18 protein-coding genes are annotated in these 21,124 nt (G+C 37.5%); 12 read left to right on the top strand and 6 right to left on the bottom strand.

Annotated features, from left to right (window positions below; all coding sequences use genetic code 11):
- Positions 1-84 precede the first annotated feature (84 nt).
- The 3 genes from BEN71_RS12150 to BEN71_RS12160 form a co-directional block, all read right to left on the bottom strand.
- Positions 85-1,731, bottom strand: a complete 1,647-nt coding sequence (locus tag BEN71_RS12150; RefSeq protein ID WP_068976191.1) for an AMP-binding protein — start codon at positions 1,729-1,731, stop codon at positions 85-87.
- Between the two features lie 564 nt (positions 1,732-2,295).
- Complete coding sequence (locus BEN71_RS12155) at positions 2,296-3,432, bottom strand: acyl-CoA dehydrogenase family protein (protein WP_068976192.1); 1,137 nt, start codon at positions 3,430-3,432, stop codon at positions 2,296-2,298.
- A gap of 265 nt (positions 3,433-3,697) precedes the next feature.
- Positions 3,698-4,468 carry a 3-hydroxyacyl-CoA dehydrogenase gene (locus tag BEN71_RS12160; RefSeq protein WP_068976193.1) on the bottom strand — a complete coding sequence of 257 codons (771 nt, stop codon included), beginning with the start codon at positions 4,466-4,468 and terminating at the stop codon, positions 3,698-3,700.
- 220 nt (positions 4,469-4,688) lie between these two features.
- Between BEN71_RS12160 and BEN71_RS12165 the strand changes: the two genes are divergently transcribed.
- From BEN71_RS12165 to BEN71_RS12185, 5 genes are all read left to right on the top strand, one after another.
- Entirely contained in the window at positions 4,689-5,714 is a 1,026-nt protein-coding gene (locus tag BEN71_RS12165) for an AraC family transcriptional regulator (RefSeq protein ID WP_068976194.1), read from the top strand.
- A 177-nt stretch (positions 5,715-5,891) separates the two neighbouring features.
- A complete protein-coding gene (locus tag BEN71_RS12170) occupies positions 5,892-6,239 on the top strand; it encodes a hypothetical protein (protein ID WP_068976195.1) in 348 nt (115 codons plus the stop codon).
- Positions 6,240-6,519: 280 nt separating this feature from the next.
- Positions 6,520-7,491: an aliphatic sulfonate ABC transporter substrate-binding protein gene (locus tag BEN71_RS12175; protein WP_068976196.1), complete on the top strand. Its 972-nt coding sequence runs from the start codon at positions 6,520-6,522 to the stop codon at positions 7,489-7,491.
- On the top strand, positions 7,491-8,306 hold the full coding sequence (locus tag BEN71_RS12180) for an ABC transporter permease (RefSeq protein WP_068976197.1): 816 nt from the start codon (positions 7,491-7,493) through the stop codon (positions 8,304-8,306). The genes BEN71_RS12175 and BEN71_RS12180 overlap by 1 nt, the downstream gene beginning before the upstream one ends.
- 112 nt (positions 8,307-8,418) lie before the next feature.
- Positions 8,419-9,330, top strand: coding sequence for a bestrophin family protein (locus BEN71_RS12185; RefSeq protein ID WP_068976198.1), 912 nt, complete (start codon positions 8,419-8,421; stop codon positions 9,328-9,330).
- A 65-nt stretch (positions 9,331-9,395) separates the two neighbouring features.
- Here BEN71_RS12185 and prmC read toward each other — a convergent pair whose 3' ends face one another.
- Positions 9,396-10,214 (bottom strand): peptide chain release factor N(5)-glutamine methyltransferase, encoded by an 819-nt coding sequence (gene prmC / locus BEN71_RS12190; protein ID WP_068976199.1) that lies wholly within the window; start codon positions 10,212-10,214, stop codon positions 9,396-9,398.
- Positions 10,215-11,303, bottom strand: coding sequence for a peptide chain release factor 1 (gene prfA, locus BEN71_RS12195; protein ID WP_068976200.1), 1,089 nt, complete (start codon positions 11,301-11,303; stop codon positions 10,215-10,217). It lies immediately after the preceding gene.
- A gap of 393 nt (positions 11,304-11,696) precedes the next feature.
- Here prfA and BEN71_RS12200 point away from each other — a divergent pair, with 393 nt between their 5' ends.
- The 5 genes from BEN71_RS12200 to BEN71_RS12220 all read left to right on the top strand — a co-directional run bounded on the left by BEN71_RS12200 (position 11,697) and on the right by BEN71_RS12220 (position 15,968).
- A complete protein-coding gene (locus BEN71_RS12200; RefSeq protein ID WP_068976201.1) occupies positions 11,697-12,131 on the top strand; it encodes a hypothetical protein in 435 nt (144 codons plus the stop codon).
- 569 nt (positions 12,132-12,700) lie between these two features.
- Positions 12,701-13,258 (top strand): glycine zipper domain-containing protein, encoded by a 558-nt coding sequence (locus tag BEN71_RS12205; RefSeq protein ID WP_068976202.1) that lies wholly within the window; start codon positions 12,701-12,703, stop codon positions 13,256-13,258.
- Positions 13,259-13,435: 177 nt separating this feature from the next.
- Positions 13,436-14,449, top strand: a complete 1,014-nt coding sequence (locus BEN71_RS12210) for an LLM class flavin-dependent oxidoreductase (protein WP_068976203.1) — start codon at positions 13,436-13,438, stop codon at positions 14,447-14,449.
- 238 nt (positions 14,450-14,687) lie between these two features.
- Complete coding sequence (yiaA, locus tag BEN71_RS12215) at positions 14,688-15,164, top strand: inner membrane protein YiaA (RefSeq protein ID WP_068976204.1); 477 nt, start codon at positions 14,688-14,690, stop codon at positions 15,162-15,164.
- A gap of 249 nt (positions 15,165-15,413) precedes the next feature.
- Positions 15,414-15,968, top strand: coding sequence for an NAD(P)/FAD-dependent oxidoreductase (locus BEN71_RS12220; RefSeq protein ID WP_068976205.1), 555 nt, complete (start codon positions 15,414-15,416; stop codon positions 15,966-15,968).
- A 715-nt stretch (positions 15,969-16,683) separates the two neighbouring features.
- Here the strand turns inward: BEN71_RS12220 and ppsR are convergent.
- Positions 16,684-17,520, bottom strand: coding sequence for a posphoenolpyruvate synthetase regulatory kinase/phosphorylase PpsR (ppsR, locus tag BEN71_RS12225; RefSeq protein ID WP_068976206.1), 837 nt, complete (start codon positions 17,518-17,520; stop codon positions 16,684-16,686).
- A 155-nt stretch (positions 17,521-17,675) separates the two neighbouring features.
- On the opposite strand from ppsR, the gene ppsA reads away from it, so the two are divergent.
- Positions 17,676-20,051, top strand: a complete 2,376-nt coding sequence (ppsA, locus tag BEN71_RS12230) for a phosphoenolpyruvate synthase (protein ID WP_068976207.1) — start codon at positions 17,676-17,678, stop codon at positions 20,049-20,051.
- A 302-nt stretch (positions 20,052-20,353) separates the two neighbouring features.
- The gene (locus BEN71_RS12235; RefSeq protein WP_068976208.1) at positions 20,354-21,115 is read left to right on the top strand and encodes an RDD family protein; all 762 of its coding nucleotides are present in this window, start codon (positions 20,354-20,356) and stop codon (positions 21,113-21,115) included.
- Positions 21,116-21,124 lie beyond the last annotated feature (9 nt).

Raw genomic sequence — 21,124 nt, forward strand, 5'->3', positions numbered from 1 at the left:
TACTTAAAGCTTTCTAGACTTTATTTAAAAAAAAGCACCCTTTCGGGTGCAAAGCATGGAACTGTAAAATATTTTTCTTAAGAATTAACTCACCTGTTGAATCCCTTGCATCTTGGCAATTTCTTGTTGTTTTAATAAATTACGTTGAATTTTCCCGCTTGAGGTTTTTGGCAAACTCTCCACAAATTCAATCTCACGTGGATAAGAATGTTTCGATAAACGAGAGCGGACATAATCCTGTAATTTGTGATTAAGCTCATCCGAAGCTGTATATTGCGGTTTCAATACCACGAATGCTTTCACAATTTCAGTCCGTTCAGGATCAGGCTTACCAATGACTGCCGATTCAAGAACTTCTGCACATTCCAATAAAGTACTTTCGACATCAAACGGTCCAACACGATAACCTGACGTTGTAATGACATCATCGGCACGACCAATAAAATCAACCCCACCAAGTTCATTAAAGCGAACCGTATCCCCTGTTAAATAATAATTTCCAACAAATGATTTACGATTATTACCACCATAGCCCTTAAACCATGTGAGTGGTGATTGTGAGAAATCGATTGCAAGCGTACCAATTCCGCCCTGTTCTACTTCTTCATTATTTTGATTCAACACGGCGAAACGGTGCCCAGGATTGGCAAATCCTGCCGAACCAATTTTAATCGGATGTTCTAAAGCATGATGATTGCCGATCACCATGCCTAATTCAGTTTGTCCATATTGATCGTAAATATTGACGACTAAATCATTTTTGAACCAATGAATCACTTCAGGTGTTAATGGTTCACCTGCACTACTGACAGCGCGTAGATGTGATTTAATCGTTTCATCAAATTTTTCTTTAAAGCCAAAGAACATACGAAATGCAGTCGGTGAACCTGTCAAATTACTGACTTTATATTGACGAATGATTTCTAAAGCATTGTCTACACTGAAAGCACGTTCATCCATGATAATACTATGCCCTAAACCCAATGGACCTGTGATGCCATAGTACAAACCATAAGCCCAACCTGGATCTGCGAGATTCCAAAAAGAATCTTCTTCACGTAAATCAACTGCATGGCGCATATATTCTTTGAATGCCAAGACTGCTTTTAACGGTACAGGTACAGACTTCGCCAAACCTGTTGTACCTGAGGTAAACATCATTAAAAAATCATCTTCAAAAGTCAGCATCACAGGCGCTTGTTCAGATGATTGTTGATTTATTTCAGTCCAAAAATCAGGATCTAGTCTATGCGCAGTATCCTGTTGATGAACAGTGAGAATATTCGCAAGTTGAATACCATTTAATTTTGGGCGTTGTTCTTCATTGGTCACGATCAATTGAGTTTGCGCAGTTTCAACACGATGCTCTATGGCTTTCGATTCAAATGCGGTAAATAAAGGCTGATAAATTGCACCAATACGCCAAGTCGCAAAAATCGTAATCAATAGTTCAGGTGTCCGTGGCAAAAGCCCTGCGATACAATCACCTTTTTTCAAGCCGATCTGTTGAAAATAATTGGCGAGCTTTGCCGATGCTTCTGCCAATTGTTCAAATGTCCACTGAGATGATTCACCATTTTTACCCTGCCAAATCAAAGCCACTTTATTTAAACCGATATAACGTCCACAGCATTCTTCATAGGCATTGATGGATTGAGGATTGCCAAACAATTGCGTTTCGATCAATTGTTCATAATCAAATTCTTGGTAGGCTTGTTCTAGTGTTTTCATGTCCATATCCTTGTTTCAATTTTACAAATCATCTCGATTTGTATGTCCATTTAGCTTTTTGCTATTTAGGTTTTAGCTTTTATTTCAAATGTTGAATCATTCAACACGCTGACTGATGTCTATAGATAATCATGATTAGAATTTGCACACAATTTCCAAATACCTCAATTGTGTTGCAGTTTTTGAACAACCTCATTTACACAGTATTTTTGCACAATAAAAAAGGACGAATATCTATTCATCCTTTCATTTTAGTCATTGAATTTATACCAATCTGTTAAATTAACTTCATATAATTTAGCTTTTTTCTTTTTGTACCTATTGCTTTACACATGGTGATGCTATCGTGAGGCGACATGGATGTCGCCGTTGGCCAGGGGTATAGAACATACCCCTCGCCCAACAAAGGATTTTTGTAACCTTGCGGAATACATTCCTCATCCTTCAAAAGTTAGGCATCGACTACGCAAAGCAATTTAAACCATTCAATGTATATCGTGTCTGTGTAAACCTTTTATTTATATTGTCTAACTTTTAATGAATGGTATTAAAATATAAAATCAATCAAATCTGCGTCACTTCCCGTGCAATCACCAAGCGCTGAATATCAGAAGCCCCTTCATAAATTTGACTGACACGTACATCACGATAAATCCGCTCTACAGGGAAATCAGATACATAGCCATAACCACCATGAATTTGTATTGCATCAGAACAAACTTTTTCAGCAATTTCCGAAGCAAATAACTTCGCCATCGAGGCTTCTTTTAAACACGGCAGTCCTGCATCTTTTAAACAGGCCGCATGGTAAATCAACTGTCTTGCCGCTTCGATCTGAGTCGCCATATCTGCTAAACGGAATGCCACTGCTTGATGTTGAACCAATTCCACACCAAAAGCTTTACGCTCATTGGCATATTCCACAGCAGCATCTAAAGCTGCTCTTGCCATACCGACACATTGTGAAGCAATACCGATACGCCCTGATTCCAAATTGGACAATGCAATCTTGTAGCCTGCACCTTCTTGACCCAATAAATTTTCAGCAGGAATTCGGCAGTTTTCAAAGACGATCGTTGCCGTATCTGAACAATGTTGTCCCATTTTGTCTTCGATTCGAGAAACGATATAACCTAGTGTATTTGTTGGAACAATAAAACAGGAAATTCCTTTTTTCCCTGCGGATTTATCAGTAATGGCGAATACAATCGCCACTTGGGCATTTTGTCCTGTGGTAATAAATTGTTTGGTGCCATTAATCACCCAAGAATCACCATCACGTTCCGCTTTACACAACAACGCACCTGCATCAGAACCAGCTTGTGGTTCAGTTAAGCAGAAACAACCAAGCCATTCACCTGTAGCGAGTTTTGTTAAATAATCTTGTTTTTGTTGTTCTGTACCGTATTTTTGAATAATTCCACATGGCAATGAATTTTGTACACTGACAATGGTGGAGATCGCACCATCACCTGCGGCAATTTCCTCAATCGCAGCCACCAATGAAATATAATCTAGCCCTGCACCACCCCATTGTTCAGACACGGTCATGCCTAGAGCGCCTAATTCACCTAATTCTTTTAGTTCTTGGGCAGGAAATTGCGAAGTTTTATCGCGTTCAGCAGCAGTCGGTTTCAATTTATTTTGCGAATAGTTTCGCATCATATCCTGAACCATTTTTTGTTCTTCATTTAAAATCATTTAAATATCCATCCCTGTAATATTCTGTTTTTACACACTTGCATTTTTAAGTCTGTTCTAAAAATAATTCGAAATCTTAAATTTATTCACTCACAATAAAAATTTATATTGGAAGTCCCTTCTCCCATTGGGAGAAGGCTAGGATGAGGGGAATTGCTGCAAGAAAATAAAAAGTTTAATTATTTAAACGTACAGAACGATATGCCTCATCTTTTTAAGAAAATAAAACTCGCATTGTGAATTGGGTATCGTTAAGAATTTACAATCACTTCGGTTGCATACGAATTGCGCCATCTAAACGGATCACTTCACCGTTTAAATAGCCATTTTCACAAATATGCCCAACCAAATGTGCAAACTCTTCAGGCTTTGCCAAACGTGGTGGATATGGCACCATCGCACCTAAAGCATCCTGAACATTTTGCGGTAAAGCTTTCAACATTGGCGTTTCCATGATCCCTGGCGCAATCGTCATCACCCGAATATGTTCACGTGCCAATTCACGTGCCAATGGTAAAGTCATTGCAACCACCGCACCTTTTGAAGCTGAATATGCGGTTTGTCCAATTTGACCATCAAAAGCCGCGACAGAGGCTGTATTGATAATCACGCCACGTTCTTCTTCACCTGCTTTTAGCTCATAACGTGAAATCACATCAGCAGCAAAGCGCAACATATTGAACGTGCCTGAAACATTAATATTTAAGACTTTTTGGAAATCTGCCAAAGCATGAATACCATTTTTACCCAAAACTTTTGCCGATGGTCCAATGCCTGCGCAGTTAATCAAACCATTCAATTGACCATAATCTTGTTCAACATTTTTGAAGAATTGCTCAACAGCAACTTCATCCGTCACATCCAATTGAACGAATTTAGATTTTTCACCTAAACGCTTTTGCATTTCTTCGCCAAGTGCTTGGTTCATATCGACCATAATCACTTTTGCACCTTGCCCGACAAGGTGTGTAGCCGTTGCAGCGCCAAGACCTGAAGCACCACCTGTAACAACAAAAACTTTTCCTTCAATTTTCATTTTATTTTCCTGATTGTTTAAACATTTTTTGAATAGCAGTTTCAAATTGTGAGTTTTGAATCACAAGCTTTGAATGGCAAATCATACTTTTTCGACTTAAGATGCAGAGTAAACATAGTCAAGCTTGAGTACAATTTCCAAAAGTTGCATCCTGTATGATGGATTTGGACAATTTAAAATTGCCTGTGCAAAAATCAATCACAAGATAATGGAATAGACCGTGATTAATCAACAATTCAGTGAAAATAAAGGCACCATTTCAATTGCACTCGTACAAGAAGCGCTGATTGATGCTACGCAAAAGGGCTTTGATCCTCATCACATTCTAAATCAAGCAGAAATTCCACTTGAATTGTTTCATGCACCTAAAGCACGAATTTCCGTTTCGACCTATGCAAAATTATGGACTGAAATTGCCAATGTGATGGATGACGAGTTTTTCGGTATGGACAGTCATCCTATGCGCCGTGGTTGTTATAAATTATTGTCTAAAATGGTCATGCATACAGACACGCTTAGAAATGCAATTGAACAAATACTGCAATATTTCAATTTTATTTTGGATGATTTTTCCAGCAAACTGATTATTGATGAAAATTATGCATACATTGTCATTACCAATAAATTACAAAATAAAAGAATGTTTTGCTATGCCACCTATATCATGCTGATTCATAGTCTGATCTGTTGGTTAGCAGATCAACGGATTATCCTGAATCAATTGCAATTAAAATGTGATCCTCCACAAGATGACCAAGATTATCGCGTGCGCTTTTGTGAAAAAATCAGCTATCAAGCGGATGAAAATTATCTACAATTTGATGCCAATTATTTAAATATTCAGATTAAACGTGATCAAAAATCATGGTATGAATTCATTAAAAATAGCCCTGAAAATTTACTGATTCGTTTTAAAAATCCACTAGCACTCAGCTCAATCATTCGAAAACAACTGCTTTCAATTACCCCATGTGAATGGTTGGAACTGAGTGAACTTGCACAACAACTTAATATTTCCGAAGCGACATTTCAACGCCGTTTAAAAAATGAAGGCATGAGTTATCAGCAACTTAAAAATGATATTCGGCGTGACATGGCGATTGATTTGCTCACACAATCGACGGACAGCTTACAAGACATCAGTGATCAGTTGAATTTTCAGGATGTCAGTGCTTTCCATCGTGCATTTAAAAAATGGGTAGGCGTTAGTCCAGGCGCTTACCGTGATCTACAAAGTATTGGCTGATTTTTAAAATATTTGTGTTTAGAAAACCATCTCCATGATTTTAGAAAATATTTACAGTTCGTCTGAATAAGATTGCTTTTTAAACCAATTTGGTATAATTTTCACTCAATTTAGAGCAGTCTTTCTGCTCACTCCTGCGTCAAACTCCTCCCCTTTAATCACCTTCAGGTCACTACCATGATTAAGATGATTGATGTACTAGACCACAATCTAGTTCAAAATTTTATCCATTCACTTTCTGCTCAAAATGAACATTTCGATGAATTAATCGATGGCATACTCAATGCGCCCGATCAAGATTTTGACAATGCAATGCAGCATTTTTTTAGCAATAATAATCCACTTGATCTTGCTCAAGCACTTGATATTAACCAAGATCGCTTGAATGCAATTCGTTCGGGTTTAGCAATGCAAAAAGAAAATCTTGCAGACACTGCAAAAATCGTTGCATTGTGTCTCACACTCGAAACAGGCAGCCTAGACCAAATTGAAATTGCGGATTGTTTAGAAGACTATCTTGTATAAAAACCACTTATTTATAAAAATGGCATCTCTATGATGCCGTTTTTTTATATATTCAAAAAAATATACTAAGAAAATTATTAGATAAGTGTTTCATTTAATTGTCTATAATATAGATTACACAAATTAAATATTAAAATTACATTTAAAATAAAGCACTTAATTAAAAAATAATAATTAATTCAATTTTCATGAAGTCTTTATCTATTTTTCTTTTTTGTACTTACATCGTAAAAACTATACATATCTATTCTGTTTTCTCTTTGAATTTTATGGAGTATTTATGAAATTTTTCGGCAAAAAATTGACAACGCTTGTTTCAGGTCTGACTCTTAGCTTGACTGTCACCTCGTCATTCGCAGCCATTCCTACAACATTAAAACTTGACTATGCTTACTACGCACCAACAAGTTTAGTCGTCAAAGAGCAAAAACTGTTAGAAAAAGCTTTACCTAAAACAGAGGTCAAATGGGTCTTTAGCCAAGGCAGTAACCGTTCACTTGAATATCTAAATAGTGGCAGTATAGACTTTGCCTCAACAGCTGGACTAGCTGCAGTATTAAGTCGTGCCAATGGAAGCCCAATCAAAACTGTTTATATTCAAAGTCAACCAGAATGGACAGCATTAGTCGTTGCTAAAAATTCAACGATCAAAACTTTAAAAGATTTAAAAGGGAAGAAAATTGCGGCAACCAAAGGAACTGATCCGTTCCTTTTCACGCTTCAAGCACTTGAAACAGTTAATTTAAACAAACGAGATGTTCAACTTGTTCATTTACAGCACCCAGATGGCAAAACTGCATTAGAACGTGGACAAGTCGATGCTTGGGCAGGTCTTGACCCACTTATGGCTTCAGCCCAATTACAATCAGGTGCTAAACTTCTTTATCGTAATATTTCATTTAATAGCTATAGTGTTTTAAGTGTAAAAGATCAATTTGCAACTCAAAGTCCTGAAGCTATTGATGCCGTCATAAAAGCCTATGAACAAGCACGTAAATGGGCAAAAGCAAATCCTGACAAACTTGCCGAACTTTTAGCGCGTGAAGCAAAATTACCACTCGAAGTTGCAAAACTTCAACTCAGCCGAACCAACCTCGATCAGAATATTCCAACAGCGAAACATTTAAATGCGTTGAAAAAAGCAGGAACAATTTTGAATGAAGAAGAATTAGTCCGCAAAGGCACCAATGTCAACCAAGTAATTGATCAATTATTTGATAGTAAATATGCGCAAAAGGTTGTTGGGAAATAATGAATAAAATTTCGGCTTCAGCAGTCAATACAATTGCACCTACGGCTGTCAAAAAAGTTGTTATAAAAGCCAAGCTCATTAAATGGTTAAAAGCAATAACCATCCCAGTTTTGTTCATTTTACTCTGTGAATATTTTGTTCGTGCTGGTTGGGTTGAACCATATCTTCTTCCAGCACCGAGTAGCTTATTTGAATCTTTTAAAGATCTAGTCAATGGCGATTTGTTCATGCATGTATATACCAGTACATGGCGAGTTTTTTTTGGTTTTTTTGTGGGTAGTGCTCTTGGACTGATTATTGCCATTGCGGTGGGTTTGAATCAACACATTGAAGAATTTTTAGAGCCAACATTCTCAGCGATCAAATCCATTCCGAGTCTTGCATGGATTCCTCTATTACTGTTATGGCTAGGAATTGATGAAGCTTCTAAAATTACTTTAATTGCGATTGGGGCTTTCTTTCCAACTTATACCAATACCGTTTCAGCCATTCATGGTGTAGATAAAAAATTACTGGAAGTCGCCAAAGTCTATCGCTTGAATTATTTACAAACTATTTTTCAAATCGTACTCCCTGCTGCTTCACCAGGAGTTTTAGTGGGTTTAAGAAATAGCTTAAGTTTGGCTTGGATGTTTATGATCGCTGCTGAATTAATCGCTGCCACACAAGGCATAGGTTATTTACTGAGTGATGGTCGTGAAACCTCCCGACCAGATATAGTGATTATTGCAATCATTTTATTGGCAGTACTGGGCAAATTGACCGATACGCTGATGAAATGGATTGAAAACTGGTTTTTACGCTGGCGAACCTAAATCATGAAAAAATACGGCTTTTACTCAGCCGTATTTTTAATTTTCCTATTTGAAACTTGCATTTATAGTTTTGTCTATGAAACACTGGCAAAGTTATATGTAGGTAAACAGTATGATCATTCGAGATAAAAGTAACAGCTTTGCCCTGCTATTTGCATGGCATGGCACGATTCTTCCTAAAGTATTACCTGCCTTAAGTGTAGTGGTACTGATCTCAACGATCATCGTGTATTTATCCTCACAGCATTATTTTACGTTTCCTGCTGTACCTGCGATTGGTTTTACTGTGTTCGGAATTATTTTGTCGATATTTCTCAGCTTTAGAAATACGGCATGTTATGACCGCTGGTGGGAAGGACGTAAACTTTGGGGCGCTTTAATCGCCACCTCTCGTCATATTTCACGTGATAGTCATGTCTTGAATGATAATGAACGCAGAATCATGATGTATCGTGTGATGCTATTTACAGGTTTACTGCGTAATCGACTTAGAAATAGCCAACAATCTATTGAATATTATCGTGATAAAGTCAATTTCAATGAACAGCAATTCAATGCGCTCTCCTCACATATCAATGCATCACAATATGTTTTAGAAGAAATCCAAAAGTCCTTGGTACAATCCCTAAAATCAGGTGAAATTTCCGATATTATTTACCAAGGGTTGAATCACCACATTGTAGAATTAGGTGCAATTCAAGCAGGCTGTGACCGTATTTTAAGTACTCCATTACCTTATTCTTATTCAGTTTTATTGCATCGTACTGTCTATTGTTTTTGCCTGATTCTTCCCTTTAGTTTGGAATCAAGTCTAGGAATTTGGACACCTGTAATTGTCAGTTTGATTGCTTACTTATTTTTAGGCTTGGATGCTTTAAGTGCTGAACTTGAAGAACCTTTTGGTTTACAAGACAATGACTTACCGTTGGATTCAATCACTCGTCTGATTGAAAGAGAAATGCTTTCCTCACTCGGTGAAGAACTCTTAGAACCGATTCAATTAGTGAAAAGTAATTTGACTTAAGAAAGAAGTCCTCTCTCCCTTTGGGAGAGAGTTAGAGAGAGGGAAAGTTGAGGCTGTAAATAAAACTAACTCTGCCACTGCCCCAAAGTCACACGATCATTCCCACCATAATCTTTTACAGTACGAACTTCCTTAAAACCCGCACCCTTAAAAATATTGCGAACCGCTTCACCCTGATCATAACCATGCTCAAGCACAATCCAACCTTGAGTTGCAAGCCACTTCTTGCCCTGCTGAATAATATGCTCAATATCCGCCAAGCCATGATTGTCTGCCACCAAAGCACGTTCAGGTTCAGTCGCAAGATTTGCCATGTGCTCATCTTCAGCATCAATATAAGGCGGATTCGACACAATCACATCAAAATATTGACGATTTAAAGCCTTAAACCAACTGCCTAAAAAGAACTTCACATGATCCAACTCATGCTTTTCAGCATTATGCAAAGCCACTTCTAAAGTCGGTTCATAAATATCTGTCGCAGTGACTTGCCACTCAGGACGTTCACTTGCCAATGATAAAGCAATCGCACCTGTACCCGTACCCAAATCCACAACACGACAATCTTCAGGCAATTCAATCTTTAATACTGTTTCAACCAAGATTTCAGTATCAGGACGAGGCACTAAAGTATCTTTGGTTACAGTTAAATCAAGCGTCCAAAACGGTTGCGAACCTGTGACATACGCCAAAGGCTCACCTTCAGCAATACGTTTCAAACCATCCACATATTGCTGTTCTTGTTCAGCTGTCAGTTCTTGCTCTTTTTTCATCACCAAATCAAAAGAATCAATTTTGGTAATGTGCTCAAGCAACCATGCATTTTCTTGACGTTCGTAGCTTTCAGGTTCACCACGTAAGGCTAAAGCCTGTGCAATATTCACTTAGCCACCATTTTGCTGTGCAAGCATCGCAAGCTGATCCGCTTGATATTCACGATGTAAACTATCTAACAATTCTGTCAAATCACCTTCCATCACCGCATCCAACTTATATAAAGTTAAGTTAATACGGTGATCAGTCATACGACCTTGCGGATAGTTATAGGTACGAATACGTTCAGAACGGTCACCCGAGCCAACGAGATCACGGCGCATTTCCGAAGTTGCAGCATCGGCAGCAGCACGTTTAGCATTTTCCAAACGAGAAACCAAAAGCGCCATCGCTTTGGCTTTGTTTTTATGCTGTGAACGTTCATCCTGACACTCCACCACTGTACCTGTGGGAATATGGGTAATACGCACTGCCGAATCTGTTTTGTTAATGTGCTGACCACCCGCACCCGAAGCACGGTAAGTATCAATACGCAGTTCTGATGGATTAATTTCAACCGTGGTATCAACATCAATTTCAGGAAGAATCGCCACAGTACATGCTGAAGTATGCACACGACCTTGTGATTCAGTCGCAGGAACACGTTGCACACGATGTGCACCACTTTCAAATTTCAAGCGACCATAGACGCCTTCACCATTAATCAGGCAAATGACTTCTTTATAGCCACCGTGTTCGCCTTCATTTTCAGACAGAATTTCAATACGCCAACCTTGTGTTTCGGCATATTTACTATACATACGGTATAAGTCACCTGAGAAAATCGCAGCTTCATCACCACCTGTTCCTGCACGGATTTCCAAATAAGCAGAGTTGGCATCATTTGGATCTTTCGGAATCATGAGAATATTCAACTCAGCTTCGAGTTGCTCTAATAAAGCTTTATTCTCTTTAATTTCTTCTACAGCCATTTCTTTGAAATCTGGATCTGTCAGCATCACTTCAGCAGTTTCAATGTCTTCTTCAGCTTGCTTATATTGCTTCCAAACATTGGTAATTTCAGTTAAATCATTATGCTCACGTGACAAATTACGGAAACGCTTATTGTCTGAAATAACTTCTACATCAGCCAATAATGCTTCTAACTCTTCATGTCGATCACAAAGTTGATCTAATCGTAAACGTAACGATTCTTTCATTTTAACTACATTCTCAATCTAAACCTTAACCAACTTCAATGCCTGATCTACCGTGCATTTCAAAGTCGTTAAGAAAATTCTAAAATTGCGCATAGTTTAACGACTATGACTTTTAAATGACACTGTTATCTCGACAGGAAAATACAAACTTGTGAAATTAACTTTTATATTTCAAATAAAACCACATTCATATCCCACATTTTCTTCTCAATTTTCATTTTTGTTTTTAAATTAGCCGTTTAAGTCACATTGTTAATAGAAAACATACATTCAGATACCAAACACTATCAATTAACAGGATCATCTCCACATTTCCAGGAAAAATTTTTGTTACATTTACCTCATCGAAAAGAGAGATAGAGCTGTCCGATTATTCAGGACATGGAGCAACATATGAAATTAAATACATTATTATTGAGTACTGCTTTGACAGTAACTTCATTATTTACAATGAGCGCTCATGCAGACAACTCAACTCGAATTGCCGCTACTTCAGCTTTAGGTAGTGTTGCGGGTACAGCAATTGGTAAACAAATGGGTGGTAACACTGGTGCAATGATTGGTTCAGCAATCGGTGGCGCAGGTGGTGCCGCAGTTTCTACAAACCGTCGTGACCGTACAGCTGCTGCGATTGGTGGTGGTTTAGGTGGTGTTGGTGGTTATACCGTTGGTAAAAATGTTGGTGGAACAACGGGTGGTTATATTGGTGCTGCCGCAGGTGCTGCGGGTGGTTCGGTTCTCGGTAAAAAAGTATCTGAAGACCGCCATTATGATCAACGCAAGTACAATAAAAAGTACTACAAAAAGCATCGTCGTCATAACCACTAAAACGTGGATGATCTGAAAAGCACCTTTGGGTGCTTTTTTCGTTTTAATGTATTCATCTATTTAAAAATTATAAATTTAAAAACCAAAAGTTGCTGTTAAATTCACTTGATGATGAATACCTTTTAGATTGTTGGATGCCTATTATTTACTACACACATCCGAAAATTAATTGATTTTAGAAAATCGTGAATTCACCAAACAACAAATGAGACCTTTACTACAATCAAGCTCTGTGAGAGTCATAACCACACTGAATGATTTGGAATTATTTACAGCAAAATAGCATAGAGAAATCCATTTTATAACAATGAAATAAAGCTTTATTTTCTCTATTGCACTCTCATCTACATTATTTTTTAATATTTAAAATAAAAACATTTTAAATATTAAAATAACATATTGTGAATTATAGACTTATTTAAATTATGAATAAAAATCATAGATGAAAAATACAATCTAGACACAAAATTGTGAAATTGATTACATCTGCATCCATAATTATTGCTATATGTTTCGATATGATCATCTCAAGTTAAATAATTCGAAGAAGCTTCGACACGGAGTTTGAAATGAAAATACAAGCAATATTTGGTGCAGCGGTAATCGCAACAGCAATGATTTCAACTGCTCATGCAGGTAACTCAACCAATACAGCATTGACCTCTGCCCTTGGTGGCGTAGTTGGCGCAGCGATTGGTCAACAAATGGGTGGCTCAACAGGTGCAATGATCGGGTCAGCAATCGGTGGTGGTGTCGGTGCAGGCGCAGCATCAAATAAACGTGACCGTAATGGTGCAATTATCGGTGGTGCTTTAGGTAGTGCAGGTGGTTATACCGTTGGACGTAATGTAACAGGTACATCAACTGGTGGTTATATTGGTGCAGGTCTAGGTGCAGCTGGTGGTGCTTCGCTTGGTAAAAAAGTCAGCGATGACCGACGTTATGATGATCGTTACGGTGACAGATATGATAACCGTTATGATCGATACGATGACCGCTATGACCGTAGTCGTTATGGATACCGCAATACCAGTTATAATTACAATGATCGTGGATACCGTAAAGACAACGGCAACCATTATGGTCAGTACAAAAATCAAAACCGTTGGAAAAATTGGAAAGACTAATTTCTCTGGAATACCAAAAGCACTTTCGAGTGCTTTTTTCATGTCTGCGGTAAAACCATTTAAAAAAACCAAAATAATAATGACTTAAACACATGGAAACAAAATATCGAAAATTATCGATATACATTTCACACTTCATATCGTATTATTTCGATATATAGATTAAAGAGTTTAAAAATGTCAGTTTCAACAGACAATTCGTTTAACAACACCAAGTTCTCAATACTTGAACTTGCGCCTGTCCGTGAAGATCAAAATGCTGAATTCTCCCTTAAACATGCCTTAGAACTTGCGCAGCATGCTGAGCGTTTAGGCTATGACCGACTCTGGTTAGCTGAACATCACAACATGGATGGTATTGCCAGTTCAGCAACAGCAGTTTTATTGGGCTATATCCTTGCCAATACACAAAATATCCGTGTGGGTTCTGGTGGTATTATGCTACCTAATCACGCCCCTTTGGTTGTCGCTGAACAGTTCGGAACTCTCGCCACACTTTATCCAAACCGTATTGAGCTTGGACTAGGGCGTGCGCCTGGTACAGATCCAATGACCATGCGAGCACTTCGACGTGGTCGCCAAGAAACTGAAGATCAATTTCCACAAGATGTTTTAGAAATTCTGAGTTATTTTGCTGATGCTCAACCTAATCAAAGAATTAAAGCCACACCAGGACAAGGTACACATGTCCCTGTATGGTTATTGGGTTCAAGCTTATTTAGCGCGCAGCTTGCAGCAAAATTAGGTCTTCCCTACTCATTTGCCTCACACTTTGCGCCAAGAATGCTAGGACAAGCCATTCAACTTTATCGTGATAATTTTGAACCATCGCAATATTTGGACAAACCCTTTGTGTCGATGGGCGTTCCAACTGTAGTGGCACCAACCGATGAAGAAGCACAATATTTAGCGACCAGTGTTTACCAACGGATTCAAGCCTTATTAACAGGACAAAGTTTAAAACTTAAACCACCTGTGGACAGTATGGAGGGACGTTGGTCTGTTTCCGAAAAAATGGCAGTGCAAAACTTCTTAGCCATGGCACAAATTGGTTCTCCTAAAACAGTAAAAACGGGTCTTGAACAGCTTTTAGAAAAATATCAAGTCGATGAATTTATTTTTACTTGCGATATTTATGACACACAAAAGCGTTTAGAAAACTTTAGTTTATTGATGGATTTGAAAAAATAATACAGACATAGTCACTTTTCCTCTTTACCAAAATGAGACGCCATGTTTCATTTTGGTTTTTTTTAATTCAAAAAACAAAAACAGCATCACATTTATTTAATTTTTAGCATAATTTTACAATTCACATCGCTTTATGATTTTTCATCAATAGAGACCAACTTGAAATAAATTGCCATCTCTTTTCAAATCAGCATAATAGATCATATAAAAATCTATAGAAAATCAATAAGAGGCAACCATGAATCAATATATCAACAAACCCACCCCCGCTTTTATTGCTGTGAGTTGGATTGCCTTACTTGCAGGAGCTGCAGCTTATTGTATTGGCTTATTCAATGCACAAATTCAGTTGAATGAAAAAGGCTACTATCTCATCCTCATTCTTTATGGTTTGTTTTCTGCTGTTTCATTACAGAAAATTGTTCGTGATAAATTAGAAGGTCAGCAAGTAACTGCCATTTATTATGGACTATGTTGGGCTTCGGTCGCGATTTGCATTGTACTTTTAGCTTTAGGGTTATGGAATGCAACCATGACTTTAAGCGAAAAGGGTTTTTATATCATGGCATTTTTATTGAGCTTATTTGGTTCTGTTGCTGTTCAAAAGAATATTCGAGACCTAGAATACTTGCGCACACATAATACTCAAGAATTACCTCATATCACTCAAAACATCGAGTCAAAAGAGATTGAAAATAAAGAAGATGTTTTATAATCTCTAAAATTAAAACGATAAATCACACATTATATGGCGAATTCTATCAATCCAATTTGTATATTTTGGATAGATAGAATTCGTATCAAATCAAATAAACTTTCAAAGTATTTTTCTCAAAATCAATCATCAATACCAAAAGCTTGAGGATGACTGGCAAGCTTGCACAAACTCAAGCAAAATTTCTGAGTTGGATATATAAGTAAATATGGAACGAACCGCTGTTCATAAATAAAAAAAGGAAAGAATATGCTCAACAGGAAAAAGAGCCAAACCGAAGGTTTTTTTCAAAATTTACCTGAGTTTTTTAAATGCTATAAAGGTAAATGTATCGCTTCATCAGAGATCAAAATGACGGACTTTTCAGGATTAAAGGTCGCGATTATTGGTGCTGATCAATTGACAGTTACCCATTTAGATCACATTTTAAATTCAGCTGAATTTGTTAAAGTATTTCAGATCGCCCCTACCTTTATCTTGCCTCAGACTGAAAAAGGTGTGCAAAAACTGGTTTCACATCCCCTGATTATTAAAAACCGTCGTTTGTTTAATCAGCGGGTTAAATCTATGTTGTCTATTCGTTTTCTAGAATCACAAGTCCAAGAACAATGGTTAAAACGTCAACTCATGCCGAATTCTGCAGCAAAAACCAAAGTATTTTTTAAATCAGATAGCTATTACAAAGCACTACAACGCAATAACTGTCAGTTAATTACTTGGCCCATTGTTAAAATTACAGAAAATGTGATTCAAAGCATGGACGGTGTTGAACATTTTGCAGATGTGATGATTAGCACTTATTAATTCCCCCCAATTCTAAGCGAAGTCTTCTTTGGACTTCCCTTAGTCCCCATTTTTTCAATGGTTTGTCTAAGTCCAAAATGGTTCACTGCATCAGTAAGGTTTTCAATCTAGATTCAAAACGATTTAAATTCCTAATTCCTAATTCCTAATTCCTAATTCCTAATTCCTAATTCCTAATTCCTAATTCCTAATTCCTAATTCCTAATTCCTAATTCCTAATTCCTAATTCCTAATTCAATGATGATAGAACTACATTACTTTTATTTCATTTTTAATCAATTTTAAAATGATGCCTTGGATAAAATTCAGCAAAAAACTGTTTTAGGAACAATAAAAAGACAATTAGATGAATTTTTTTACGCTACAAAAAAACAAATTGTGTATTTATTAGTCGAAATTGTCTAAATTTTCCTAATTTTACTATTTAGATTTTAAATAGTTGCTATACCTAATATCATTTCAGATAATATTCACATCATTTTTTTTATAACTATGCCTCATTTTTTTGAGTGATACCTTATAAACATGTTAAAAAGCCCAGATCAATAATGGGTATAATTTAATCAAATTCTGCTAAATACAGTCCATTTTATTGTGCTAATTAATAGAAATTTTATATGAATAAGCACAATATTTGTAATGACAAAACATAAAAAAAGCTGAATTTACATTCAGCTTAATCACGACAAAAAAATAGATTTTTAGAGATTAAATATCAACCAATTCGACGTTTTAAACCAGTCATTTGCAGTACACGTGTTGAGATTTCTTCAATCGACATTTCCGAAACATTTAAGTATTTAATCCCCTCTGAAATGTAAATTCCTTCCACAGCCCGTAGTTCCATTTGGCATTGTGAAAAGCTCGCATAACGGCTATTCGCCTTACGTTCTGTACGAATCGCAACCAAGCGCTCAGCATCAATCATCAAACCGAACAACTTGTGTTTATGTTCTTTAAGCACTGCTGGCAAGCGGTTGTCATCCAAATCTTCTTCTGTAAGTGGATAATTTGCAACACGAATTCCAAATTGTAATGACAAATAAATCGAGGTTGGAGTTTTCCCTGAACGTGACACCCCGATCAAAATTAAGTCAGCTTTATCGTAATGACGTGTACGTGCCCCATCATCATTATCCAAAGCAAAATGTACTGCATCAATACGTGCTTTATATGACTCAGAATCGGTTACCGCATGGGTCTGCCCGACTAAAGTCGTAGGCTGAGTACCTAAAACATCCGACAATTTACTAATAAGCCCTTCAAAAACATCAAGATTTACAGCATTTGCAGTATTAATAATATCACGTACATAAGGGTCAACCAAAGTGTCAAAAACTAGGGGTTGTTGACCGTCTTTTTCCGCACGAATATTGATCTCTTCAACCACATTCATGGCAGCTTCTTCAGAGGTAATATAAGGAATAATATGTATATCAAACTTTACATGAGGAAATTGCGCTAATAAAGAATGTCCAAGGGTTTCAGCAGTGATCGCTGTACCATCAGAAATAAAAAATACACTTCTCTTTATCTGGTTACTTTCTGACATTAAAAATCTCCTTACACATTTGTCTTAGCGATGTATAATCTTTATAGTAAGCCCATCTTACATGACCTTAGACTGAGTGGAATAAAAAAGCTCAGTTTTTTGTTATAATTTCACGCCAAGATAGTGATTAAAACTGCATAAGTGGAGTAACAACTTTGGAAGCACGCGTAATCGGTCTGGAAAAACTAGGAAAACACGACGTTGAACTCGTGGGTGGTAAAAACTCATCACTGGGAGAAATGATCAGCCATTTAGCTAATGCTGGCGTATCAGTACCAGGTGGTTTTGCAACTACTGCTGACGCGTACCGCGAATTCCTTGAGCAAAGTGGTCTAAACGCTAAAATCAATGCCGAATTAGCAACATTGAATGTCGATGATGTTATTGCACTTGCAGAAACAGGCGCAAAAATTCGTCAATGGATTGTAGACACTCCTCTTACAGCTGGTTTAGAAAAAGAAGTTCGCGAAGCTTTCGCAGCACTTTCAAATGGTAATCCAGACATTGCAGTTGCAGTTCGTTCTTCTGCTACAGCAGAAGATTTACCAGATGCGTCTTTTGCAGGACAACAAGAAACTTTCTTAAACATTCGCGGAATCGACAACGTTCTCATCGCGATTAAAGAAGTTTTTGCTTCACTTTATAATGACCGTGCTATTGCTTACCGTGTACACCAAAACTTCGCGCATGACATCGTTGCTCTTTCAGCAGGTGTTCAGCGTATGGTTCGCTCTGAAACAGGTGCTGCAGGTGTAATGTTTACCCTTGATACAGAATCAGGTTTCCGTGAAGCGGTATTCATCACTGCCTCTTATGGTTTGGGTGAAATGGTTGTACAAGGTGCAGTAAACCCTGACGAATTCTATGTTTCAAAACCACTTCTTAGAAATGGTAAACACGCAGTCATCCGTCGTAACCTTGGTTCTAAACACCAAAAAATGATTTATGGTGAAGAAGGTGCGGCAGGTAAATCTGTTGTTGTTGTAGACGTTGAAAAAGCTGAACGTCAACAGTTCGCTTTAAATGATTTAGAACTTCAAGAACTTGCTAAACAAGCATTGATCATTGAAGAACATTATCAAGCGCCGATGGACATCGAATGGGCGAAAGATGGTGACGACGGTCAGATCTATATCGTTCAGGCACGTCCTGAAACAGTTAAAAGCCGTGAAAATGTCGGCACAATGGAACGCTACCTACTTAAACAAAAAGGTACTGTACTTTGTGAAGGTCGTTCAATCGGTCAACGTATCGGTTCTGGTAAAGTCCGTATCGTTACTTCTATTAAAGAAATGGACAAAGTACAACCTGGTGATGTTCTAGTATCAGACATGACTGACCCAGACTGGGAACCAGTGATGAAACGTGCCGCAGCAATCGTCACTAACCGTGGTGGTCGTACTTGTCACGCAGCAATTATCGCTCGTGAATTAGGTGTTCCTGCGATCGTAGGTTGTGGTAATGCAACTGAAGTCCTTGTAGATGGTCAAGAAGTGACAGTTTCATGTGCTGAAGGTGATACAGGCTTTATCTATGAAGGCGCGTTAGATTTTGAAATCCAACGTAACTCGATTGAGTCTATGCCTGCACTTCCATTCAAAGTGATGATGAACGTCGGTAACCCTGACCGTGCATTTGACTTTGCACAAATTCCAAACGCAGGTATCGGTCTAGCACGTTTAGAATTTATCATCAACCGTATGATCGGTGTGCATCCAAAAGCATTATTAAACATTGACAGCCTACCACGTGAAACTCGTGCAGCTGTAATGGCACGTACTGCGGGTTATTCATCACCAATCGAATTCTATGTAGAAAAACTAGTTGAAGGTATTTCTACGCTTGCTGCTGCATTTGCGGATAAGCCAGTCATTGTTCGTATGTCAGATTTTAAATCTAACGAATATGCGAACTTGATCGGCGGTAAATTGTACGAGCCTGAAGAAGAAAACCCAATGTTGGGCTTCCGTGGTGCAAGCCGTTATGTGTCTGATAACTTCCGTGACTGCTTCGAGTTAGAATGCCGCGCGTTGAAAAAAGCACGTGACGAAATGGGCTTAACCAATATCCAAATCATGATTCCTTTCGTACGTACAGTTCACGAAGCGAAACGTGTCATCGAATTATTGGCTCAAAACGGTCTTAAACGTGGTGAAAATGGTCTTAAAGTGATCATGATGTGTGAATTGCCAACCAATGCGTTATTGGCTGAACAATTCCTTGAACACTTCGATGGCTTCTCTATCGGTTCAAATGACTTAACTCAGTTAACGCTTGGTTTAGACCGTGACTCTGGTATTGTTTCTCACTTGTTCGACGAACGTGATCCAGCGGTTAAAGCATTACTTTCTATGGCGATTCATGCTTGCCGTAAAGCAGGTAAATATATCGGTATCTGTGGTCAAGGCCCTTCAGATCACCCAGACTTAGCTTTCTGGTTAATGGAGCAAGGTATCGAATCTGTTTCTTTAAACCCAGACTCAGTTTTAGATACTTGGTTCTTCCTTGCTGAAGAAAAATCTAAAGCTTAAGCTTAATTAAGCTGATAAAAAGACCCTTTAGAGGGTCTTTTTTATTTCAAACGACAACACACAATAAAATTAAAAACATAGTGACAACATAAAATAGCTATTAAGCTTTAATGTAAGTTTTTTAGTGAAAATAAACACATAACAAAAATGTTTCTCATCGTTGATTTTAAAATTTCACGTAAATTTAATTTTCAACAGGGTAAAAATCTTGTATACATAGTCGTTTATAAAAATTGATGAATTCAGTTTATGTTATATTGTATTCATTCACGATTTTAGATTTATTTTGAGATTTAAGTTTTATGCAAATTTACTTGGCGAGAAATAACCAACAAGCTGGTCCCTACTCAGTTGAAGAACTCAACCAGATGCTTGCAAGTCAACAAGTTTTATTGACTGATTTAGCATGGTATCAAGGTATGACTGAATGGAAAGCACTTGGCGAACTTACACAAGGTAAACTTGTATTTGAACCTATACACAATCCACCCGTGTCAAATCCCCATGAAGCAAATCCAACCATACAAAGCCTAAAAGTAGAGAAAAAGACTCAAGTATCGGTCACACCTGCTTCTGTAGGTAAGCGTATTTCTGCAAAACTGATCGATTTTTTATTGCTTTTAATCCCGCAGATGTGTGCCATTATCTACTACCTACCTGCTGATGCGTATAAAATAGCAGAATCAGGATATTCAGCTGAGAATCAAACAAAAGTCACTGAAATGCTTACACAAAGCATGCCAGTTTATGTGAGCACTGGTTTACTGGTATATTTATTTGCATTATTAATTGTACAATATTTTTTAATCAGCAAAACTGGTCAATCCATTGGTAAAAAAATATTCAAATTACAAATTGTTGATGTAGAAACCAATCAACTTGCTGGCTCTCTACGTGCTTTTTTTGTACGTACATTCTTATTTCTACTTATTTCTCAATTAACAAGTATTATTCCATTACTTGTGATTGTTTTTATTGTCGATTTCGTTATGTTCCTTTCAAAACCACATTATGCCTTACATGACCGTATCTCAAAAACCAAAGTGATTGACATTTCAAAATAGAAAATGTAA

It is taken from the genome of Acinetobacter wuhouensis (genome assembly GCF_001696605.3).
GTDB lineage: Bacteria > Pseudomonadota > Gammaproteobacteria > Pseudomonadales > Moraxellaceae > Acinetobacter > Acinetobacter wuhouensis.